The organism is Rhodococcus sp. IEGM 1330 (genome assembly GCF_033142445.1).
Lineage (GTDB): Bacteria > Actinomycetota > Actinomycetes > Mycobacteriales > Mycobacteriaceae > Rhodococcoides.
Genome location: NZ_JAWLSB010000007.1, coordinates 131,149 through 152,732, shown reverse-complemented (window position 1 = coordinate 152,732; position 21,584 = coordinate 131,149). Strand labels below are relative to the sequence as shown.

Below are 21,584 nucleotides of genomic sequence, written 5' to 3'. Positions count from 1 at the left end.
GGTTTTGTCTATGGTTGACTTGTCAATCCGGGTCGGGATACAGGAAAGCCGCTTCAAATAGTGAACAGTCTTCGCCAGTGGTGGTCGCTCCCGGTCGACTATGGGTGGAACGTCGCGTACGCACGGTCTCAACGAGCGTTGCATATCACCAGAATTCTCATCGGAGTCTTCTGTTGGCTGTACGGCACTGCCGCAGTAATCACCCTGAGTATCCCGGGACTCGGAGACGGTAGTCTCGGGCGCTGGGCGCTGTGGTTCACCGTTGCCACGACAGTGCCGGTGGGGCTGGCCTGGTTGATCGGTGGTTGGCCGAGCCGGCAGATGTCGATTGCATTCGTATTCTATGCCGATGTCGTGCTTGCCGCAGTCCTGCTAACCACCGATGGTCCGTCTGCGGTACTGCCCATGGCCGCCATGTTCACCGTCATGGGCAGCTACGTCGTGGGATTTCACGGCCCCAAGCTGTTCACCTTTCATCACGTCTTCGCTTTCGCTGCCACCGCGGCCCTCTACCTGTCGGCACTGGTGAACGACCCGGAGCGGCGTTTGCAGACCAACCTCTATCTCGTGATGCTGATCCTGGTGATGTTCTCGGCACCGCTGATATGCCATTGCTTCCTGATGTTGCTGCGCCGGGACGCTAGCGGCGCGTTCTACGACCCCTTGACCGGAATGCAGAACCGTCGGGGATTCGACGCAGCGATCGGCAACCTCGAGGTCCGATCCGGGTCGCACGCGGCGGTGGTGGCTGTGGTGATCGACCTCGACAACTTCAAGGCCGTCAACGATCAATACGGCCACGAGCACGGAGACACGGTCATTCGTCTCACCGCGAGCCGCATTCTCGATGCCTTCCCGGCACCGGCTGTGACGGTTCGACTCGGAGGCGAAGAGTTCGCGATCGTCTGCCTCGACGGAGTCGACACGGTGATCGACCGATCCGAGGAATTGCGAATCCGCCTGTGCGACGCGACCGACCGGTCTCCGCTGACGGCATCGATAGGCGTCGCACACACGGTTATCGAGGCGCGGGGCATCGTAAGGGACGTCCATGTGCTGCTAAGCCGGGCCGACCGAGCCATGTACCGGGCCAAGCGGATCGGTGGTAACAGAGTCACGGTGTACGAAGACGAGGAGCCGTCCATCCATCCTGTCGACGAACGGCAATGAACGACGGCGTAGACCGGGTTCCGCAATGAAAACGGTCGACGCCGCCGATCGAGGTGCGAACTGCTACGCCACCTCTGCTGCGATCCCGGACCTGGTGCCGCACACACGCGCCGTCGTTATCATCGCGTTACGCAAAGTTACCGAAACGAGATAGTTGCGCATCCGTCGATGACATCTCCGTCGTCGATCATGAGGAAAGCGAAGAGATAGCCACGCTCCACGGGTTTGGACATGGATATGCCCCCGCGTGACGGGGGTTGTTTTTTCGTGTCAAACTGAGGTGTGACGTTCGCGCTGGCCGAAGCAGGATCTGCAGTCGACACGGACACGGGAGAGCTGGCGGTGCATCCGTATTTCGCCCCGGTCTGTCGGCTGGACAACGGCGCGCTCGCAGCGATCGAAGTTCAAATGAGGGGTCCCGAGAACGGTCCCCTGGCCTCGGCCGACGCGCTCAAGCGCGCAGCCAGAGCGATGGACGCCAAGCGTGAACTCGACGCTCTCGCGTGGGGAGTGGCTCGAATCAACCAGTCGGTGCGTTTGCCGATGCTCGTCTCGATGGACGTCGACTCTCTTGCCGCACTCGATTCCGCAACCGAAGAACAATTGCGCCGCGACATCGTGGTCGTCACCGAAGCCGCACTCGTCGACAGTCCGGCCCGCACCCTCGCTGCGATCGACAAGGCCAGGCGCGACGGCAAAGTGGTGGCCGTCGACGATGTCGGTCGTCGGCCGCAGTCGATGACTCTGCTGCCGCTGATCGAACCCGACGTGATCATCCTCGCCGGATCGATGGTGTCCCGGCGCCCCGGTCTGGCCGCCGCGCGCACCGCCCATGCCGTCTGGGCTCAGGTGGAACGTACCGGCGCGGTGGTGGTGGCCAGCGGAGTGGACACTGCGCTGCATCGCACCCGCGCACTCGGACTCGGAGCGACCTACGGGGTGGGCGAGCTGTACCCGGCGGCGGAAACGACGGAGGAGCTTCCTGCCGACGCTGCCGAGGTGATGCCCCCGTTCCCGACCTGGAGCACACCTGCTGTCGCCGCCGAATCGCCGTACGCCATCGCGTCCGCAGGAAAGACGGCCACGCTCAGCACCAAGCGTCTGCTGGTTGCGATGAGTACGTCTCTCGAGATGCAGGCTGCGGCCGCGGGGCCGGAAACGTTGATACTCGGCACTTTTCAGCGAGCGGAGCACTTCACCTCGACCACCCGTGGGCGGTGGGTCTCGATGGCCGAGCAAATCTCGTACGCCGGCGTGTACGGCGTGGGCATGGGATACGTGCAAGAGGGCGGCATCATGCACGCGCCCCTCGATCCGACGGATCCGCTCGTGGAGGAGTGGAACGTGGTGGTGCTCGGCCCGCATTTCTGCGGAGTGCTGGCAGCGATCGATCTGCACCGCGGCGAGGTCGACGCCGATCGCGAGTTCGATTACGTGATGTCGTACGATCGCGCGACCGTAGTGCGTTGTGCCCGAGCAATTCTGGCGCGTTTCTGAGGCCTCCGCCGAGGGCGAAGAACGGTGATGTTTCGCGCAGCCGCGTCAGGGCATACGGCACTCAAGCGATTGTGTGGTCCGGACTGCTCCATCGCCTAGGCCCCGCACGTTGAAAAAACAGCGTGTGGGGCCAAACTCTTGTTCGGCTACCCGGCCGATGCCCAACGAACGTGGTCGAGTGCCACCTCGCGAAGTTTGCGGTTGGTGCGTTGCGACTGCTCGGCGAGCATGTCGAATGCCGCCTGCGGCCCGATGCGATGCAACGACATCAAGATCCCTTTGGCCTGTTCGATGGGTGCTCGGCTGTCGAGAGCCTTCTGCACATCGTTCCGCTCGCCGGTGCGAAGAGCCTGAACTGCATCCATGCGCACTATTGTCACCCGAGGTGGAACGCCCCAGGTCAGACACTCGAAGACACGCCGCAAACGCGTCGAACAGAGTTGTTGGCGTGACCTGATTCGTAGCGATCCGTTACTGTTCCGTGATCAGGCGGCAGGGTTGGCCAGCGGACGTCCGATGAGAAATTCGAGTGTGCGGTATGCGTCCGTGCGACGGCCGTTGCTCGCATTGTCGTGATAGGCGGCACCGGCGACGACCACGCCGACCGGAATGCGACCCGACTCGATATCGCGAGCGGTCTGCTCGGCGCAGTTACGCAACACCGGGCAGTCGGCGCACAGGCGCCATGCCTTTTCTGCGCGTTTACGACCGTGCCGAGGAAGTTGCTGCGAGTCGTAGGCATCCATGTCTTCGATGCACGCACCCTTGAGGCGCCAGACCTGGTCATCCGTCATCGTCGTGATCCGTTTCGCGTCGTGCCGATCGTTCCACGACCTTTGTTCCCCGTCACGAGGGACTCGAAACACAAGTCCGAGTGACAGCGGTTGCGGTGAGCGGAAGTTCGCGCTCGGGCAAGTAGGGACTTTCGGCGGCATGCCCGCTACCGATGGCCCCTGTGGGCGTCGATCGTCACGCACTAGCGTCGTTCTCATGCTCGCGCCGACAGCACGACAATGGATCTCCTACAACCTGGGTGGAACGCTGCCCGCGGACTTGAATCCGTGGGTGCATCACGACCTGTTGGGACGGGGATCTGCTGTTCGGCATGTCCTGCGATTCACGATCCCACTCGTTCCCCTTCTGTTGCTGTTCCTTCTCTTTCCCGGACCGGTGTGGCTACCGCTGCTGATGATGTCGCTGATTCTGCTTCCGGTGCTCTACTTCGCACTGGGTCTGATGAATGTGTACCGAGGATTTCGCCTGCGGCAACACGGCATGGCGGACGACCCCGCCGAACGGAAGCGCGACGGCACCGAGGAGATGCGCCGCGAGTACGAGACCCGCTTCGGGCGCGACTAGAGGGCCGATCAGCGAAGGACCAGCACGTCGAAGACGACGTAGCCGGCGACCACGAAGACCAGGTAAGCGAAAAGGCGCTGCAGGCGGGCGGTATCGACGCGGGTGCCGAAGTGCCCGGCCAGTAGCGAACCGGCGATCGCCGTGCCCGCGAATGCGGCGGTGACGACCCAGTCGATGCTCGTTCCGCTCAGGTGCGAGAAGAGGCCCGCGGCGGAGTTGGCGACGATGATGACCAACGAGGTGCCGACCGCGACCGACATCTCGATACCCAGCATCAGCACCAGAACCGGAATGATGAGGAAGCCGCCTCCCACGCCGAACAGTCCGGTCACGAAGCCTACGGCCAGCCCTGCCGGGATGGACCGCGGAGCGCATCGCCTCCAGTTGATCCCCGATCCCGATGTCTTACAGGCTGTTCCGATGTCATTTCGTTCGGCGAGCATGCGTGCACCAGCGGCCACCATCACCGCTGCGAAACCGATCAGCAGCGCTGTGTCCGGAAGTAGGCGACCCACTGCGCTCCCGGCGAACGTGGCGGGAATCCCGGTTGCCGCGAACACGCCGGCCAGGCGCCATTCGACTTTCCGTGCCCTCAGCTTCGGTAGCACCCCGACGGCTGAGGCAGCGCCGACGACGATCAGCGAGACGGCGACCGCCTCGGTGGGCGGCATTCCCAGCGCGAACACCAACACCGGAACTGCCAGGATCGAGCCGCCGCCACCGAGAAGTCCGAGCAGGATGCCGATCACCACGCCGAATCCCAGCGCCAGTGTCAACGTCATCGTGGATCCACCCCATCAGCCGTTCTTCGTCAGATACCCTAGGGGGTACTTGACATACCCTAGGGGGTATAACACACTGTGTCTACCACCTCGCGAAACTCGCCCGGAGACTTCTCAGACGGAGGAACCCATGATCCTCGAGCAGTACTACCTCGAATGTCTTTCCCACGCTTCGTATCTGATCGGAGATCAGTGCACGGGGCGCGCGATCGTCGTCGATCCGCGTCGCGACATCACGGAGTATCTCGACGACGCCGCGAAGTACGGACTCGCCATCGAAGGGGTCGTCAACACTCACTTCCACGCCGACTTCGTCTCGGGCCACCTCGAACTGGTCGACGCGACCGGTGCCTGGATCGGCTTCGGCGAGGCCGCCGAGACCGGCTACCCGATCCGGCGACTGCGCGACGGGGAGCGGTTGTCCCTCGGCGACGTCGAACTCGAAATCCTGTCGACGCCCGGTCACACCTGGGAGTCGATCTCGGTGCTGGTACGGGAGCGCCCCGGTGCCACACCCGCCGCGGTCCTGACCGGTGATTCCCTCTTCATCGGGGATGTCGGACGTCCTGACCTGGTCAATCTCGGAGACGGGTCCACCACCGACCTCGCCCGCGCACTGTATTCGACGATCCACGAGAAGCTGCTGACGCTGCCCGACGAGGTCACCGTCATGCCCGCTCACGGCGCCGGCTCGTCCTGTGGAAAGAACCTGTCGACCGAGCTCACCTCCACTATCGGTGAGCAGCGTGCGAGCAACCCGTCGGTGCAGGCGATGAGTGAGGACGCCTTCGTGGTACTGGTCACCGAAGGTCAACCGGCAGCGCCGGCGTACTTCTCGGCCGACGCCGCCATGAACAAGCGTATCCACCCGCTCCTTCCGCAGGGCCGGACCGTTCCTGAGCTGACACTCGAAGCGATGAGGGCCGAACTCGCCTCCGGCACAACGGTGCTCGACGCACGAAGTGTGGACGACTTCGCTGCCGGTCATCTGCGCGGATCGATCAACGTGGGGTTCGACGGTCGCTTCGCCGAGACCGGCGGGATGGTCGCGGAGGTCGGTGGTCGCATTGTGCTCATCGCATATCCGGGCGAAGAGCAGGAGGCAGCACTGCGGTTGGCCCGAATCGGATCCGACAACGTGACCGGATATCTCGGAATCGGCCACGACGGTGTCTTTCCAGCCGAGCTGGCGACTTTGGTCGAGTCGGCACCGCGGACCACGGTCGAGCAACTCGACGTGATGCTCGGCGCGGACGAGGTGACACTCATCGACATTCGCAACCCGGGTGAGCGCGACTTGGGCACGATACCGGGAGCGATCCCGATCCCACTGGCCCAGTTGCGAACTCGCCTCGATCAGGTGCCGACCGGTAAACCGATCGTGATGCACTGCGCCGGAGGATGGCGCTCGAGCGTGGCTGCGTCGCTGCTGCGCGCTCAAGGATTCGACGACGTCTCGGACCTGCTGGGTGGTTACAACGCCTGGGCCGACGCTCACGTTCCGGCCTGACTTTCGACCGACTCGTACCAGGAGGATTCTCATGTGTTACCCCGTCACCTGCAAGAAATGCCACAAGACCGGCTGGGGCGGTTGCGGCAAACATGTCGACTCCGTCATGCGTACGGTTGCCGCAGCCGACCGCTGCACCTGCAGTGAGGATTCGACGCCGCCCACGAAGGAGCGTCGAAGCATGCGGTCGTTGTTCCGTCGCTGAGACCTGATTCAGGTGGTCGAGTCGCAAGTACTTTGTGCTCTAGTGCAATTGATCACCTGCCGGTCAAACTGAAACGATGATATCGACAACGCGGTTGGCTACGGAACGCAACCGATGATGGCCATGGGTCGGCGCAACCTCGCTGCTCAACGAGTCGGCATGCTTCGCCGAGATCAGCAGAATCGCACCCTGAAGTCCTGCGGTCATGAGTGTCAGTGTGTTCCGCGTGAACGGTGCGCACCAGGGGCGAAAGACAACGATGGGCGGGCACTTCGCCCGCGAACCGACAGACCGGGATCCGTCCTCGCTCGTCGGTGACTTCCGGCCCTACATCCGAGGTGCCAGTAGTCGCCATGATCGACATCAGTGCATCGCTCGAGCGTCGAGAACGGCACGGTTTCCACAGTTGGAGGAACTCACCATGAAAGCTGCAGTCGTCACCGAGTTCGGCGGGCCTCTGGTCGTCAAGGACATCCCGATCCCGACACCCGCACCCGAGCAGGTGCTCGTGAAGATGGAGACATGCGGGGTGTGCCACACCGATATCCATGCAGCGCAGGGTGATTGGCCTGCGAAGCCGACGCTTCCGTTCGTTCCGGGGCACGAGGGCGTCGGAGTGATCGAAGCGGTCGGATCCCAGGTATCGGAGGATCGAATCGGTGAGCGGGTCGCCATCGCGTGGCTCGGTTCGGCGTGCGGCGAATGCGATCACTGTGTATCCGGTTGGGAGACACTGTGCGAGAAGCAGCAGAACAGCGGTTACTCCGTCGACGGGGCGTACGCCGAATACGCTGTGGCACATGCGAAGTATGTCGTTCGCGTACCCGACAGCGTCTCCTCGTTCGACGCTGCTCCGTTGACCTGTGCCGGCGTCACCACCTACAAGGCCGTCAAGGTCGGCGGCGTCACACCGGCTCAGCGCGTGGTCATCTTCGGTGTCGGCGGACTGGGGCACATGGCCGTGCAGTACGCCAAGATCGCCGGCGGATTCGTCACCGCAGTCGACATCGAGGACGAGAAGCTCGAACTCGCTCGTGAACTCGGTGCCGATCACACGGTCAACTCGTCGAAGGTCGATCCCGTCGAGGAGATCAAGGCACTCGGCGGAGCCGATGTGGCCATCGTGTTGGCCGTCATCCCGAGCGTGTTCGATCAGGCCTTCCGTTCGCTTCGCCGCGGCGGTCGACTGGTGTGCGTCTCGATGCCCGCTCAGGGTGTGTTCCCGGTCCCGATCTTCGAGACGGTCGTCGGCGGAATCTCCGTCCTCGGTTCGATCGTCGGTACCCGAAAGGACCTGCGTGAAGTGTTCGCACTGCACGAGGCCGGGCGGACCACGGTATCCGCCGTATCGCGCAAGTTGGACGAAGTGAACGAGTGCTTCGAAGACCTCATGGGTGGCCGCGTCACCGCTCGCCAGGTCTTCGAGTTCTGATGTCGACATCGTCGGTGTCCGTGGCCTGATCGCGGTGTCCCTTCGGCCGAACGACTCTCCGTTCGGTGAGGCCGTAAGGTCAGGGTGGGCAGGCGCGTACCCGAAAGGTACGTGTGCCCACAACGGAGTGAGCAGTGATGAACGCAGAGGAACACGAAGACGATCTCCGGTCGAGCCTGGCCGACCTGAGCAGATTGTCGATGACGAATCTGTCTCTGTCCGACACCCTCTCTCACGTGGCGGAGTTCGCTGTACGGGCCATTCCTGGCGCGGACGGTGCCGGATTGACGCTCCTGCATCCTGACCGCCCCGACACGATCGTCGCGAGTGCAGATTTCGTCCGTGTCGTCGACGACATCCAGTACGGGCTCGGCCAAGGACCCTGCATCACGGCAGCTGCCGAGGGCATCACCGTTCGATCCGGTTCACTCGAAACCGATTCTCAGTGGCCGGAATTCGGTCCGAAGGTCGGCCGGTTGGGAGTGCACAGCGTGTTGTCTCTGCCGCTGATCACCGCAGGCGGTGTGCTCGGCGCGATGAATGTCTACGCGCACCGGCACGATGCGTTCGATGCCCGCGCTGCCGAGTTGGGCGAACTGTTCGCGGTACCGGCTGCGATCTCGGTGCAGAACGCGCGCGCCCTGGCCAGCGCGGCCCGCCTCACCGAGCAACTGGAAAGGGCGCTGAACAGCCGGTCCATGATCGACCAGGCGATCGGAGTGCTGATCAGCCGAAGCGGATGCACCGGAGCCGAGGGATACGACAAGCTCCGATCACTGAGCCAGAGCGAGCACAAGAAGGTCGCAGTGGTCGCTGAGGCCATGGTGGGCGAGGCGATGAAGACAGCCCACTCCCGCTCTCGCAGATAAGAGCGTAGCGTTCGAGTTGCAAGCGCATTCCGAGGCATCGAGTCCGACTTTTCCTCGCGCTGGCGTATCCGCCCGGCACGATGCTGCGGGTGTATCGGAAGAATTGATCGGCGATCGGGCCGCACATGGAATCCTGATGAAACTTCAGCCTCGATTGGTGAACGATCTTGCGACGCTGACCGAATCACTGGACAACTCGGCCGTCGATCTCGCGCGTTCGGCCGGGCAGTTGGCAGCCGACATCGATATGGCCGTCTCAGCTGTCGTCTCCATCACCTTGACAGTGATCGTCGACGGTGAACGGTTCGACGTCTCGATAGCTACACACCGCCCGCATCAGGGAGTCGTTGCATCGTCGCTCGAATTCACCCTGGTCGGCACTCCCGATTCACACACAGCCAGGCAACTACTGATCCTCTCCGGTACTGCCGGAGCACTAGTCGACTTCGCAGCGGATGTGGGCCTGGCGCTTGGGCTTTCGGAGAGTTCGGCTGTGCTGGACCGACATCTGTTCCATAGCAACGGGACCGACTTCGGGCCCGCCGAGCTGCGTTCTCTCGCCGACGTGAGCGAGGTGAACCAGGCAATCGGTGTTCTCGTTGCAAGTGGCCGCACGGTTGCCGAAGCGCGTGCAGAATTGCGCAGACTCGCCGAGCGCTCGAACCGATCGACGGTCGAGGAGGCCGGCCGCACCCTGCGTGACGCTCGGGGCTGGTTTCCACCCGATCGGCCGTAAGGCCTGCGCTGGAAAAATCTTCAGCGATGAGCAATGACGCTGCGCGGCAACTGCAATGGGCTGGGATACGCGACCAGTACTCGGTTTCCATCGGGGTCCATCATGAACGCTCACTTGTCCTCGGCGTCCGATTCAGCCGAGCTGCCTCAGCGGCCTGGGGCGCCAAAGGCGTGAGATGAGAGGAAATGACTACCGCCCACGCCAAGACCTCTGCTCGTGATCTGCTGTCACCGTCGGATGCATCGACCAGTCGAACAACCGCACGCTCGAAGCGTGACAACCCTGAGTGGTCCAGTTTGCCTCCGAACACGCGATGCTCGATCGCCCAGTCGGCCTTCGTCTCTTTCGGCTGAGCTTTCGTCGGAGTGCTGCCGTCCACCGGGCCGCTCGAGAAGAGCCACACAGGAATCGCCTCCAGTTCGGCTTGTTCCCTGGTGACCAGCGTGCGTGCATCTCGGAGCCATCGGCCCATGTAGACGCCGCTGCCGATGATCGCGGCGTCGTACTCGGCAATGCTGTCCACGTCGCGAGCATCACGAACATCGACTGTCGTCGTGCTGTCGACGCTCGACAGTTCGCGCAGAATCGTCGAGCCCAGCCACTGTCCGATTTCTCGGGTGGCACCGTGGCGGCTTGCTGTTGCGATCAGGATTCGCATGCGGACGTCCTGTCAGTGTTGGTTCGGGTTCGGTTGAATCGCAATGCAAGACGATCCATGTGTGTGGGGTACAGCAGTCGATCCAGATCACCGCGGGCATATCGCGTGGCGAACAGCTCTTGCATCGTCTTCACAGGTATTCCTTCGTCGTAGTCGTTCTGTTGCGGGCGGCACTGGGCACGACGGTGACCGGACACGATGCGCGTGCCATCACCGAGCGGCTGGTCGAGCCGAGCATCATTCCGGCGAATCCTCCGCGACCGTGACTGCCCAGCACCAGTAGTTGGGCACTCTGTGCGTGGTCCAGCAGTGCGTGGACCGGACGGTCTCTGACCGCCACGTGTCGCACCGCCACCGTCGGATGCCGGCGGGCGCAATCGTCGACGGCCCTTGCCAATACGTCGTCGGCTTCGGGTCGATGGACCGCCCATTCGAGGCCGGGAACCGACATCCCTATCGACAGATCGGAATCGGCCCATGCATGCACTGCGGTGACCGGAGCGCTTCGCACTTCGGCCTCCTCGAACGCCCACTCCACCGCGGCCATGGCGGCCGAGGTTCCATCGACGCCGACCACGACCGCTTCGGACTGCGTGTAGCCACCCGTCGGCCACGCATGTACGACCGTGACCGGGCAGTGCGAATGCGTACTCAGTGCAACGCTGACCGAACCCAACGACATACGTTGTGCGGCACCGATTCCACGCGTCCCGATCACAGCCATCCGAGACGTCTCGGACATCTCGAGCAAGGTGGCAGCGGCGGGCCGGTCCGACAGAACTACGTCGACGGCGATGGTCGACACGGCCGCCCCCCTCGGCTGAGCTATCGACATCGCCTCGTCCAGAATGCGGTTCGTCTCGAACCTCAGATGCGCGGATGTCCGTTCGGGTAGGGCATCGAGGCCCGTGAGAACCGTCGGGACGGACGAGACGATCGTCAGGTCGGAGCCGTGCAGTTCGGCATCGAGCACGGCCCACCGGACAGCGTCCAGAGACGCGGCAGAACCGTCGACTCCGACGACGGTGTGGGATATGCCCATCTGATGTTTCCCTTCATGGTGGTCTCAGAGCTCCATCAGACGCTTCGGCCCGGCATCCGCGCGCCAGGACAACTACACCGACGTCGGGGACTTTCGGCTCCACTTTCGATGACCAAAGATGAAGCTCTCTCGTCTGCGGATCCGTAGTGTTGACGGAGATGCGCCCACCGAGGACGCGGGTGAGGGGTTGGACGTGGTCACAGTGTTTTTGGTCGATGATCACGAGATCGTGCGTCGAGGTCTGATCGATCTCATCGATTCCGATCCCGATCTTTCCGTGATCGGTGAAGCCGGAAGTTGCGCACAGGCACTCGCTCGTATTCCCGCGTTGCGGCCGGACGTCGCCGTTCTCGATGTTCGACTGCCCGACGGCAACGGCATCGAGCTCTGCCGCGAATTGCTCGACCGACTCCCCGATCTCAAATGCATGATGCTGACCTCGTTCACCGAGGATCAAGCCATGCTCGACGCGATCCTGGCCGGCGCGAGCGGATACGTCGTCAAGGACATCACCGGTATGGAGCTGACCCGCGCGATCAAGGATGTCGGCTCGGGTCGGTCACTGTTGGACAATCGCGCAGCGGCAGCGCTGATGGACAAACTTCGGGCGGGCACGGCCGCTCCCGGACCGATCGATCACCTCACCGGGCAGGAACGGACATTGCTCGACCTCCTGGGGGAGGGGCTGACGAATCGGCAGATCGCCGCTCGAATGTTCTTGGCGGAGAAGACAGTGAAAAACTATGTCTCCCGGTTGCTCGCCAAGCTCGGGATGGAGCGCCGCACCCAGGCCGCGGTGTACGCGTCGAGGCTGGCCGAAACGCATCCGCGAACGCAATCCGGGCCGTCGGATGGATGATCACCGCGGATCGGGTCTGCCGCAGCTCCGACTCGGCGAACTGCTGGCCGAGGTACAGGACCGAATCGGGCGCATCGCGGATGCGCGCGTGCAGGCGGACGGTCTGCTCGATGCCATGTTCGTCATCACCTCCGGCCTCGACCTGGAGGTGACGTTGCGGTCGATCGTCGAGTCGGCCGTCAACCTCGTCGGTGCCCGGTACGGTGCGCTCGGCGTTCGCGGCGACGGTCACGAGTTGAAGGCGTTCATCCATCACGGCATGGACGAGCAGGTGCGCGAGGCCATCGGACCACTTCCCACCGGACGAGGTGTGCTGGGTCTGCTGATCGATCAACCCCATGCGTTGAGACTCGACGACCTGTCGTCGCATCCGGAGGCAGTGGGTTTCCCACCCAACCATCCACCGATGAAGTCGTTTCTCGGCGTGCCCATTCGGGTGCGTGACGAGGTGTTCGGAAACCTGTACCTCACCGAGAAGAAGGACGGAGCCCAGTTCACCGAGGACGACGAGGTGGTGACGCGGGCTCTCGCCTCGGCGGCTGGAATCGCGATCGAGAACGCACACCTGTACGAGGAGTCGCGGATCCGTCAATCGTGGATGGAAGCGATGCGGGACATCGGTACCGAACTGCTGGCCGGGAGCGACATCGACGAAGTCCTGCACATGGTGTCGAGACGAGCCTTGCATCTGACCGGGGCCGACACTGCGTTCATCGCTGTTCCCGCCGACGCGGACCAGGACGCCGATGTTGTCTCTCGGTTGAACATCTCGGTCGCCGAGGGGCACGACGCAGACATTTTGGTGGGTTCACTCATCCCGGTCGAGGGATCGAGTTCCGGTGCGGCATATCGTCTTCGGACCGCTACCCGTAAGGAGGAGCTGGACTACCGGCCCAACGAGCACGTGGCGAACACGTTCGGCCCGGCGCTGATCTCGCCGCTACGGGTAGCCGACGGCGTGCGAGGCGTCCTGGTGACGCTGCGCCGCAAGGGCGCACCGGTGTTCAACGACTCTCAACTCGATCTCATTTCCAGCTTCGCCGACCAGGCCGCGCTCGTCATGCAGATGGCCGCCACCACGCGGCGAATGCACGAGCTGGACGTCCTCGCGGACCGTGATCGGATCGCCCGGGACCTTCACGATCACGTCATCCAACGGATCTTCGCGGCGGGATTGTCGTTGCAGAGCACGTTGCAGAAGACCGAGCTCGACGATATTCGTCAGCGTCTGGCTCGCACCATCGACGACCTGCAGGACACCGTCCAGGACATCCGCACGACGATCTTCGACCTGCAGAGCTCGACGCACTCGACCACTCGTCTACGGCAGCGCGTCAACGGAGCCGTCCTCGAACTCACCGAAAGCGTTCCCATTCGCGCCGTGGTTCGTATGTTCGGGCCCCTGTCGGTCATCGACAGTTCCCTCGCCGACCACGCCGTCGCTGTCATTCGTGAAGCGGTGAGCAACGTCGTCCACCATGCTCGGGCCGAGACCGTCAATGTCACCCTGGCGGTCGGGGACGATCTCCGCATCGAGGTCACCGACGACGGAATCGGGTTGAACGAGAACACCACTCGTAGCGGACTGGCGAACCTCGAGGCGCGGGCAGTCGATTGCGGCGGCGCGATGATTCTCAGGCCGTCCGCAGCCGACGCGGGCGGCACCGAGCTGATCTGGTCGGTACCGCTGCCCTGACGGCGGACGACCTTGGTCACTTGTTCCGATGACCTCGGACTGCTGTGTCAGGTGTGCCTGCACTCGTAGCGTTCTCGTGGTAGACGCGCACCATCGAGAGGCATCTGATGAACACTTCACATTCCACCGGATCGGTCGTGGTCGGTATCGACGGATCGGAGACCGCACTCGATGCGGTCCGGTTCGCCGTGCAGGAGGCACGCGGGCGGAACGCGTCACTTCGCTTGGTCCATGTGATCGACAGACACGCGAAGCTCGAAACCGTATACGGAGCACCGGATATCGACGGCGACTACGCCCGTGCGGCGTTGAGTCGCGCAGCGGATGTGGCCGCATCGATCGATCCGTCGGTTGCTGTGGAATCGGTCGTTCTGCAGGGTCGACCCGAATCGGTGATGACGACCGAGGCCGGATCTGCGTCTCTGCTCGTGCTGGGGACCACCACCGGCAGTGCGGTGGCCGCCTGGGTACTCGGATCGATGGTCGGTGCCGTGGTCGAAGCATCGCCCCACCCCGTGGCGATCGTCCGTCACTTCGACGCCGAACGCCGCGGCCCGGTCGTCGCGGCCCTGGGTGACGCCGACGTCTCGCAGGCCGATGTCGTTGTGGCTCAGTCACTTCGCGAGGCATCGATCAGAGCGGCCAGCGTCTTGGCGGTGCATACTCAAGCTGTCTCCTCCATTCTCGCGTCCGCTCTCAGTGGTCCGGGCGACGGGCTACACCCCGAATCGGCAATGGACGTTCGGCTCGAACCCTTCGGCGCGGACTACCCCGACATTCGCGTGGCGTCGGTGTACGCCGAGGCCGACTCGGGATCGGAACTGGTGGCGGTCTCCGAGACGGCCCAGCTGATGGTGGTCGGTCACGAACGAGACCGAGTGCCGGGACGAACGCTGACCGCCATACTGCGAAAAGCCCATTGCCCCGTCCTCGTCGTCCCGCACGCATGAGTACCTCGAGGCCGTCTCCGATCGTCGTCGGTGTCGACGGCTCCGGTTCGTCGCTCGACGCAGTCGGATGGGCCGCGCACGCGGCCGAGTTGCGTGGAGTACCGGTGAAGCTGGTGTCCGCCTACCAAGTCAAGGCCCTGTACACCAGCTTCGTGGCGCTGCCGTCTCACATCGGCTCGGAGGAGCATGCAGCCGCAGAGTCGATCCTGGCCAGGGCGTCGCTGGTCGCTCGACGTTCGGTGAAGAACCCGGACGCGCTCGCCATCATGAGCGAATCGATGGTGGGACCGACGATTCAGGCCATGTTGGAGCAGTCCTCCACTGCGTCGATGGTGGTGGTGGGCTCGCGCGGCAACGGCGAATACTTCGCCGAACTGCTCGGCTCGGTGAGCACCGCAGTGGCCGTTCAAGCACACTGCCCTGTGGTCATCGTCCCGGGAAGCGTGGAGCTGCATTCGTCAGGAGGCCCTGTTGTCCTCGGAATCGACGGGTCGGCGCACAACCAGAAGGCTGTTCGGTTGGCATTCGAAGAAGCCTCCCTCCGGGGAACAGAATTGGTTGCAGTCCACGTGTCGACGGACCAACTGATCTCGTCGCCCGACGCGTCCGCGACCGACAGATCCGACGCGATCGTGTCGAACGGTCGAACCGTGTTGGCAGAGAGCCTGTCCGGCTGGAGCGAACAGTATCCGGACGTCGTGGTTCAGCAAAAAGTGTTGCGCGGCAAAGTGGTCGAGAAAATACTCGAGGTATCGCCGCGCGCGCAGGCTGTCGTCGTCGGTTCGACCGGCCGCAACGGTTTCAGCGACCGACTTCTCGGATCCACAGTCCGTTCGCTGGCCCACCGCGTCGACTGTCCGCTGATCATCGCCCGCGGATAGCCGGACCGCTGGCTCACTACCGCGGTCGTAACACCGTCGCCTCGATCGTCGCTGTCAGATTCCGTTGTGCACCGGCGGGCGTCAGCCGGCCCAGCCGCACGCTGTCGGCACTCCCGACCATCAGCCAGGTCAGCATCGTCAGAAACCACTCCGGGTCGACCTCCACCCTGAATTCGCCGGCTTCCTGCCCTCGACGGATCAGAAGGCGTAGACGCTCTTCAGCACCGGAGATCCGTTCCAACAGCGCTGATTCGACATGCTCGACGAGAGGCTGCAGTCCCAACAGGCCCACCACTGGCGCGAGCTCAGCCAACTCCGACACGACCCGCCTCAGCGCGGCCGTCGGCTCACCCCGTCCCGGGTCGGTCGTGTCGACGACACCGACGAACGCCCGCACCGCGGCTTCGCACAGCTGCACCACCAACGCTTCCCGTGACGGGAATCGGCGGAACAATGTCGCACGAGATACACCGGCCGCCGCGGCCAACTCCTGCATGGATGCGGCGGGAAACAAAGCAAGGTGTCTGGCTGCGGCGGCGGAAACGGCGTCGTCGAACACACCCGCCTCCTTGGGTCGCGTGCCTCGACTACTGGTCATGGATTCATCCTAGACGAATGAGACGCCATCATCTCATCTGAGTTAGTATCGTCTCATGCTGACTGTTGGACTGCTCGTCACCATCGCAGGACTCGCAGCCGTGGACTCACTCAACCCGGCCACTATCGCGGGCGTGACCCTGATCCTCTTGGCACCGATACGTCGCCCCGGTACAACAGCTGGGGCATACGTTGCAGGTGCCTACACAGTCGTCCTCGCCGTCGGCGCCGGGCTGTACGCGGGAAGCGGCGCGCTAGGTGGTGTCGTGGAGTCCGGTGCGGCCTGGATACGCCGGATAGCTCTTCTCCTTGCCGCCGTGATACTGCTGGTCAGCGCGTTCAAGCGACTGCGTCCGCGGATTCGAGCCGCGGTGCGCCTTCCGCCGTGGTTCGGTCCGTGGACAGCGGCGCCGCTGGGGGTCGTCGCGACCGGCGCAGATCTACCGAACGCCTTCCCCTACCTGATCGCCATCGAACGACTCAACGCTGCGGAAGTCCCGGTCGGCAGCGGGATCGCAGTGCTGGCCGTCTACGCACTCGTGTATTGCGTACCGTGCCTGATCCTGCTCGGCGCGGGGCTGCTCTGGCGCGACCGCATCACCGCTCGATTGCAGCGCGTCTACGACCGACTGGGCGGTGAGCGCGCGCAACCACGATCTCTGCCGGTCGCTGCCGCCCTTGCGCTTCTTGCCTCTACCGTCGCAGCCGTGGCATTCGTGATTTGACGGTCCGAGCCGGAGCCATCATCGGACCCGGAAACGCAGTCATGACCACCGCCACTGCCGAATCTCCGGGAGATCCTCGAAATGGTCTCGGATGTAGGCGTCGTGTCGTACGAGTTGGTCCTGGCAGTGCTGCCGCAGTTGCTCGGCACCGGCCGGCGCTGTGCGCGCGCGGTCGAGTGCCGCAAGGCCGAGGTGATAGCGACTGATCTTGTTGAGCACCACCATGTCGAACGGTGTCGTCGTGGTGCCCTGTTCGATGAATCCGCGGACGTGGAACCGCTGTGGATCGGGTCGGCCGTGCACCAGTTGGTGCACCGCACGGGGATAACCGTGGAACGCGAAGACCACATCGACCGAGGCGGTGAACAGATCCACGAACTGCTCGTCGGAGAATCCGTGGGGATGATCGACGACGGGGAGCAGCGCCATCAGATCGATGACGTTGACCACGCGAACCCTGAGTTCGGGAGTCCACGTACGCAACAATTCTGCGGCAGCCAGGGTTTCCTCGGTCGGCACGTCGCCGGCACAGGCCAGAACGATCTCGGGATCTTCCTCGGTATCGGCCTCTTCGGTGCCGGCCCAGTCCCAGCGGGACGCACCCGCCGCTGCATGCGCCCGTGCCTCGGGAAGTGTCAGATACTGCGGGTGACTCTGCTTGTCCACCACCAGAACGTTGACGTGACCTCTACTGCGGAAGCAATGATCGGCAACGGCGAGCAGAGTATTGGAGTCCGGTGGCAGCCACACGCGCACCACGTCCGGTGCCAGAGGAATCACCGCGTCGATCAGTCCGGGACCCTGATGGCTGAATCCGTTGTGGTCGTTGCGCCAACACGTGCTGGTGAGAAGTACATTGAGCGACGCGACGGGTGCCCGCCACGCGAGTGTGGCCGCGTGCTGGAGCCACTTGGTGTGCTGGATCAGCATCGACACGCTGACCATGGCGAAGGCCTCGTAGCTCGCGAACAAACCGTGTCGACCCGACAGTAGGTACGCCTCGAGCCAGCCCTCGCACAGATGCTCACTGAGCACCTCCATCACGCGGCCGTCGGGACCGAGATCGTCGTCGAACTCGGTGGTCGGCAGCTGCCAGCATCTGTCGGTGGCCTCGAACACGGCCTGCAGCCGGTTGCTCGCAGTCTCGTCGGGACAGAACAGACGAAAGTTGCCGCCGCCGTTGGGCTGTGCGTTGTCGAGGTAGATATCGCGCATCATCTCCCCGAGCACGGTGGTCGTCTCGTGCGACGTGCGCCCCGGGGACTCGACGGTGAGCGCATAGTTCTCGAGGTCTCGAATGACCAAAGGCTGCAACAGTAGACCGCCGTTGGCATACGGAGTGGCACCGAGACGTTCTATGCCCGCCGGAGCGAGCTCGCGAATGGACGCCACCGGGGTGCCGTTGTCGTCGAACAACGATCGGGGGTCGTAGGAGAGCAGCCACTTCTCGAGCTGAGCCAGGTGTTCCGGCTTCTCGCGAACACCGGAGAGTGGCACCTGGTGGGCCCAGTGGGTGCCCTCGATGAGCTTGCCGTCCACCTCGTGCGGCCCGGTCCAGCCCTTGGGGGTGCGTAGAACGATGGCGGGCCATTCGATGTCGTGCTGTGGTTCTCCGTTGCGGGCGGCGTGCTGGATTCTCTCGATCGCATCGTGGGCGCGGGTCAGGGCGCTTTCGAGCGCCGGAAAGACTTCTCGTGGGTCGTCGCCTTCGACGAACAGTGGTGCCCACCCCTGGCCGCTCAGGTAATCCGCGATCGATTGATCGGTGCTGCGTCCGAGAACCGTTGGTCCGGAGATCTTTCCGTCGTTCAGGTGCAGGATGGGCAACACGGCCCCGTCGCGTATCGGATTGAGAAAGGCCGGGATCTTCCACGAACCGGACAGGGGACCGGTTTCGGCTTCACCGTCCCCGACGACACAGGCGACGATCAGATCGGGATTGTCGAACGCCGCACCGGCGGCGTGGACGAGGGCGTAGCCCAGTTCGCCGCCCTCGTGGATGCTGCCCGGAGTCTGGACACTGACGTGGCTCGGAATGCCGCCAGGAGTGGAGAATTGACGACACAGACGTTGGACGCCCTCGTCGTCGAGCGAAATCTTCGGGTAGATCTCGCTGTAGGTTCCCTCGAGGTAGGTGTTCGCCACCAAGGCCGGACCGCCGTGGCCCGGACCGGTGACGTACAGCCAGTCCGAATGCGTTCGACGAATCACGCGATTGAGGAGTGTGTAGATCATCGACAGTCCGGGACTCGTGCCCCAATGACCGAGCAGCCTGGGCTTGATGTGCTCCGCTTCCAGAGGCCGACGCAGCAATACGTTGTCCTGCAGATAGATCTGCGCCACCGTGAGATAGTTCGCCGCGGCCCAGTAGCTGAGGTCGGCGTCGAGTTCGTCCGAGCTGTAACTGGTTTCGGTGGTGGGCGGGGTCATCGGTTCGTGGGAACGACGACGACGGGAACATCCACCGAATGCAGCACCGCACGTGAGGTGGAACCGAGAAGCATCGATGCCAAGCCGCCCCGACCGCGGCTTCCCACAACGATCAACTGCGCTGTCTCGGACGCGCGGACCAGTTCACGAACCGGCCTGTCCCGAACCACCACACGGTGGATGGTGACGTCGGGATAGTCCTCCGACCATCCGGCCAGGCTCTCCGCCAACGACGTCTTCTCGGCGAGTTCGGAATCGACCCACGGACCCTCGTCGTCGCGCGTCAACACACTGCCGAGCTCGAGGTCGCTCCAGGCGTGCACCGCAACGAGGTCGACGCCTCGCAGAGACGCTTCCTTCAGGGCGAACCCGATGGCCGGCTGGCTGTTGGAGGTGCAATCCACGCCCACAACGACGGGCCCGTCGCTGATGATGTTCGATTTGATCACCGCCACGGGGCATGTCGCGTGCGAGACCACTGCGGTACTGACCGACCCGATCAATCCGCCGGTGAACTCGCCGAGACCCCTCGACCCGACGACGATCATGGCGGGCGCGACGTCGAAGTGCGTCAGGTTCCGTGCTGCAGAGCCGTGTTCGAGACGTGTGTCGAGAATCAGCGAATTGCCCGCTGTGGCCTTGTGCGCAACATCGACCGCGGCGGTCAGCACACGCTTGGCCTCGACATCCGGGTCCGAGAACGCACCGATCCGAAGACTGATGGCATCCCCGTAGGTTCCCGGTGCGAACAGAGAGGACGTGACCAACTCGAGCGGAGCGTGGCGTCGAACAGCCTCGCGTGTTGCCCAGCGGACCGCGTCGAGCGATGTTGCGGATCCGTCGACTCCGACGACTACCCGGCTCGATGCATTCATGACGAATTCCCGTCCATTGACTTACGTGTGCAGGTACACGCCGAGCATGGCCCGGATCGGGCCGTCGCCGACAGAGGCGGAAGTCCCTCGGTGCGGGGCGGAAGTCCCTGCCGTCTACCCCTAGGGGGTATGTCTTGCTATCGTCGATGACATGCAGTCAGTGATCCGACACAGTCGCCCGGGGTTTGCCTCGGCGACCGGACTGCTGATCGCTCTGACGATCTTCGGGGTGTTGCTGATGCATTCGGTGACACCGGCCACGTCGTTGAGCAGTGAACATGCAGCCATGGCGTCGGCGACCCACCACGAGGATCCGGTACAGGTGGCGTCCGCTGAGCCCGACTGCCCGTCCGCACATCAGATGACGCATCCGTGCGCAGGAACCACGGTGTCGTGGGCTGCGCTGTCGGTCCCAGCGACGAGCGTCGATGTCGGCTACTCGCTGATGTCGGAGGACGGTATCGGTGGGCGCACCGACTCCATCTCGGAGCGTGCGCCGCCGTGGACCCTCTGGGAGCTGGACAGATCGGTGACCTTGCGAGTGTGACAGGGAGCTCGGTGGACGCACGACCACCGGCGGATCGTCATACCCAGATCCCTGTATTTCGTACTTGTTCAAGGAGATTCACATGCGTACAACACTCGTCGCTTCGCTGGCTGCCGCCACCGTGAGCGCATTCCTCGTCGCCGGCTGCAGCAGCGACACCTCCGACATGTCGATGGACGGCCATTCGATGGGCTCGTCGAACTCGTCGTCAGAGTCATCGACCCAGGCCGACGCATCCGCACAGTTCAACGATGCGGACGTGATGTTCGCTCGGATGATGTACCCGCATCATGCGCAGGCGGTCGAGATGGCGGCAATGGTCCAGGGCCGCACCGACAATTCGGACGTCGTGGCGTTGGCGTCGGCGATCGAAGCCGCGCAGCAACCGGAAATGGACCGGATGACCGCCTGGCTCGCCGAATGGGGTCAGCCCGCACCCTCGTCCGACATGGGTGAGATGAGCGGAATGGACCACAGCTCGGGCATGGGCATGGGCATGATGACCCAGCAGGACATGGACGCGTTGAGTGCGGCCACCGGTGCCGAGTTCGACCGCCAGTGGCTGACGATGATGATCGAGCACCACGAAGGCGCGATCGAGATGGCGAACACCGAGATCGCCGACGGCTCGAACCCCGACGCGCAGGAGATGGCTCGCACGATCGTGGCTACGCAGCAGCAGGAAATCGACACCATGCGGGCGTTGCTCGGCTGATCTGCATCGACACCGAAGGCCGCACCCTCTCATCGGGGGTGCGGCCTTC

The 21,584-nt window shown here is 63.7% G+C and carries 23 protein-coding genes; 14 read left to right on the top strand and 9 right to left on the bottom strand.

The genetic code is table 11. From position 1 onward, the window contains the following. The first annotated feature begins 60 nt into the window (after positions 1–60). Together R4P57_RS17595 and R4P57_RS17590 are read left to right on the top strand one after the other, a co-directional pair. Positions 61–1,170, top strand: a complete 1,110-nt coding sequence (locus R4P57_RS17595) for a GGDEF domain-containing protein (RefSeq protein WP_317804094.1) — start codon at positions 61–63, stop codon at positions 1,168–1,170. Positions 1,171–1,452: 282 nt separating this feature from the next. Beyond that, entirely contained in the window at positions 1,453–2,667 is a 1,215-nt protein-coding gene (locus R4P57_RS17590; protein WP_317804093.1) for an EAL domain-containing protein, read from the top strand. 146 nt (positions 2,668–2,813) lie between these two features. Here R4P57_RS17590 and R4P57_RS17585 read toward each other — a convergent pair whose 3' ends face one another. Together R4P57_RS17585 and R4P57_RS17580 are read right to left on the bottom strand one after the other, a co-directional pair. Further along, a complete protein-coding gene (locus R4P57_RS17585) occupies positions 2,814–3,032 on the bottom strand; it encodes an ANTAR domain-containing protein (RefSeq protein WP_317804092.1) in 219 nt (72 codons plus the stop codon). A gap of 120 nt (positions 3,033–3,152) precedes the next feature. Continuing rightward, positions 3,153–3,461: a WhiB family transcriptional regulator gene (locus R4P57_RS17580; protein ID WP_300515560.1), complete on the bottom strand. Its 309-nt coding sequence runs from the start codon at positions 3,459–3,461 to the stop codon at positions 3,153–3,155. Between the two features lie 196 nt (positions 3,462–3,657). Between R4P57_RS17580 and R4P57_RS17575 the strand changes: the two genes are divergently transcribed. Continuing rightward, on the top strand, positions 3,658–4,026 hold the full coding sequence (locus R4P57_RS17575; RefSeq protein WP_317804091.1) for a DUF5313 family protein: 369 nt from the start codon (positions 3,658–3,660) through the stop codon (positions 4,024–4,026). An 8-nt stretch (positions 4,027–4,034) separates the two neighbouring features. Here R4P57_RS17575 and R4P57_RS17570 read toward each other — a convergent pair whose 3' ends face one another. Next, positions 4,035–4,808 carry a sulfite exporter TauE/SafE family protein gene (locus R4P57_RS17570; protein ID WP_317804090.1) on the bottom strand — a complete coding sequence of 258 codons (774 nt, stop codon included), beginning with the start codon at positions 4,806–4,808 and terminating at the stop codon, positions 4,035–4,037. A gap of 130 nt (positions 4,809–4,938) precedes the next feature. Here R4P57_RS17570 and R4P57_RS17565 point away from each other — a divergent pair, with 130 nt between their 5' ends. After that, positions 4,939–6,318, top strand: a complete 1,380-nt coding sequence (locus R4P57_RS17565; RefSeq protein ID WP_317804089.1) for a rhodanese-like domain-containing protein — start codon at positions 4,939–4,941, stop codon at positions 6,316–6,318. A 268-nt stretch (positions 6,319–6,586) separates the two neighbouring features. Here the strand turns inward: R4P57_RS17565 and R4P57_RS17560 are convergent, their stop codons facing one another. Next, positions 6,587–6,730, bottom strand: a complete 144-nt coding sequence (locus tag R4P57_RS17560; RefSeq protein WP_317804088.1) for a hypothetical protein — start codon at positions 6,728–6,730, stop codon at positions 6,587–6,589. 214 nt (positions 6,731–6,944) lie between these two features. Here R4P57_RS17560 and adhP point away from each other — a divergent pair, with 214 nt between their 5' ends. From adhP to R4P57_RS17545, 3 genes are all read left to right on the top strand, one after another. Beyond that, positions 6,945–7,955 carry an alcohol dehydrogenase AdhP gene (gene adhP, locus R4P57_RS17555; protein WP_317804087.1) on the top strand — a complete coding sequence of 337 codons (1,011 nt, stop codon included), beginning with the start codon at positions 6,945–6,947 and terminating at the stop codon, positions 7,953–7,955. Between the two features lie 137 nt (positions 7,956–8,092). After that, positions 8,093–8,824: a GAF and ANTAR domain-containing protein gene (locus R4P57_RS17550; RefSeq protein ID WP_317804244.1), complete on the top strand. Its 732-nt coding sequence runs from the start codon at positions 8,093–8,095 to the stop codon at positions 8,822–8,824. Between the two features lie 136 nt (positions 8,825–8,960). Then, a complete protein-coding gene (locus tag R4P57_RS17545; protein WP_317804086.1) occupies positions 8,961–9,560 on the top strand; it encodes a hypothetical protein in 600 nt (199 codons plus the stop codon). A gap of 100 nt (positions 9,561–9,660) precedes the next feature. Here R4P57_RS17545 and R4P57_RS17540 read toward each other — a convergent pair whose 3' ends face one another. After that, complete coding sequence (locus R4P57_RS17540) at positions 9,661–10,218, bottom strand: flavodoxin domain-containing protein (RefSeq protein ID WP_317804085.1); 558 nt, start codon at positions 10,216–10,218, stop codon at positions 9,661–9,663. Positions 10,219–10,348: 130 nt separating this feature from the next. Further along, positions 10,349–11,260 (bottom strand): universal stress protein, encoded by a 912-nt coding sequence (locus R4P57_RS17535; protein ID WP_317804084.1) that lies wholly within the window; start codon positions 11,258–11,260, stop codon positions 10,349–10,351. A 193-nt stretch (positions 11,261–11,453) separates the two neighbouring features. On the opposite strand from R4P57_RS17535, the gene R4P57_RS17530 reads away from it, so the two are divergent. The 4 genes from R4P57_RS17530 to R4P57_RS17515 all read left to right on the top strand — a co-directional run bounded on the left by R4P57_RS17530 (position 11,454) and on the right by R4P57_RS17515 (position 15,646). Then, the gene (locus tag R4P57_RS17530; RefSeq protein ID WP_094613350.1) at positions 11,454–12,119 is read left to right on the top strand and encodes a response regulator; all 666 of its coding nucleotides are present in this window, start codon (positions 11,454–11,456) and stop codon (positions 12,117–12,119) included. Continuing rightward, a complete protein-coding gene (locus R4P57_RS17525) occupies positions 12,112–13,815 on the top strand; it encodes a GAF domain-containing protein (RefSeq protein WP_317804083.1) in 1,704 nt (567 codons plus the stop codon). Before R4P57_RS17530 ends, R4P57_RS17525 begins: the two co-directional genes overlap by 8 nt. A 107-nt stretch (positions 13,816–13,922) precedes the next feature. Then, positions 13,923–14,765 carry a universal stress protein gene (locus tag R4P57_RS17520; protein ID WP_317804082.1) on the top strand — a complete coding sequence of 281 codons (843 nt, stop codon included), beginning with the start codon at positions 13,923–13,925 and terminating at the stop codon, positions 14,763–14,765. Continuing rightward, positions 14,762–15,646: a universal stress protein gene (locus R4P57_RS17515; RefSeq protein WP_317804081.1), complete on the top strand. Its 885-nt coding sequence runs from the start codon at positions 14,762–14,764 to the stop codon at positions 15,644–15,646. Before R4P57_RS17520 ends, R4P57_RS17515 begins: the two co-directional genes overlap by 4 nt. 16 nt (positions 15,647–15,662) lie before the next feature. Here the strand turns inward: R4P57_RS17515 and R4P57_RS17510 are convergent, their stop codons facing one another. Next, on the bottom strand, positions 15,663–16,244 hold the full coding sequence (locus R4P57_RS17510) for a TetR/AcrR family transcriptional regulator (RefSeq protein WP_317804080.1): 582 nt from the start codon (positions 16,242–16,244) through the stop codon (positions 15,663–15,665). A 55-nt stretch (positions 16,245–16,299) separates the two neighbouring features. Here R4P57_RS17510 and R4P57_RS17505 point away from each other — a divergent pair, with 55 nt between their 5' ends. After that, positions 16,300–16,968 (top strand): GAP family protein, encoded by a 669-nt coding sequence (locus tag R4P57_RS17505; protein ID WP_317804079.1) that lies wholly within the window; start codon positions 16,300–16,302, stop codon positions 16,966–16,968. A gap of 39 nt (positions 16,969–17,007) precedes the next feature. Here R4P57_RS17505 and R4P57_RS17500 read toward each other — a convergent pair whose 3' ends face one another. Both R4P57_RS17500 and R4P57_RS17495 read right to left on the bottom strand, forming a co-directional pair. Next, positions 17,008–19,398: a phosphoketolase family protein gene (locus R4P57_RS17500; RefSeq protein ID WP_317804078.1), complete on the bottom strand. Its 2,391-nt coding sequence runs from the start codon at positions 19,396–19,398 to the stop codon at positions 17,008–17,010. Then, complete coding sequence (locus R4P57_RS17495; protein WP_317804077.1) at positions 19,395–20,273, bottom strand: universal stress protein; 879 nt, start codon at positions 20,271–20,273, stop codon at positions 19,395–19,397. Before R4P57_RS17495 ends, R4P57_RS17500 begins: the two co-directional genes overlap by 4 nt. A 151-nt stretch (positions 20,274–20,424) precedes the next feature. Between R4P57_RS17495 and R4P57_RS17490 the strand changes: the two genes are divergently transcribed. Together R4P57_RS17490 and R4P57_RS17485 are read left to right on the top strand one after the other, a co-directional pair. Then, positions 20,425–20,820, top strand: coding sequence for a DUF6153 family protein (locus R4P57_RS17490; protein ID WP_317804076.1), 396 nt, complete (start codon positions 20,425–20,427; stop codon positions 20,818–20,820). A gap of 82 nt (positions 20,821–20,902) precedes the next feature. After that, on the top strand, positions 20,903–21,535 hold the full coding sequence (locus R4P57_RS17485; RefSeq protein WP_317804075.1) for a DUF305 domain-containing protein: 633 nt from the start codon (positions 20,903–20,905) through the stop codon (positions 21,533–21,535). Positions 21,536–21,584: the final 49 nt, after the last annotated feature.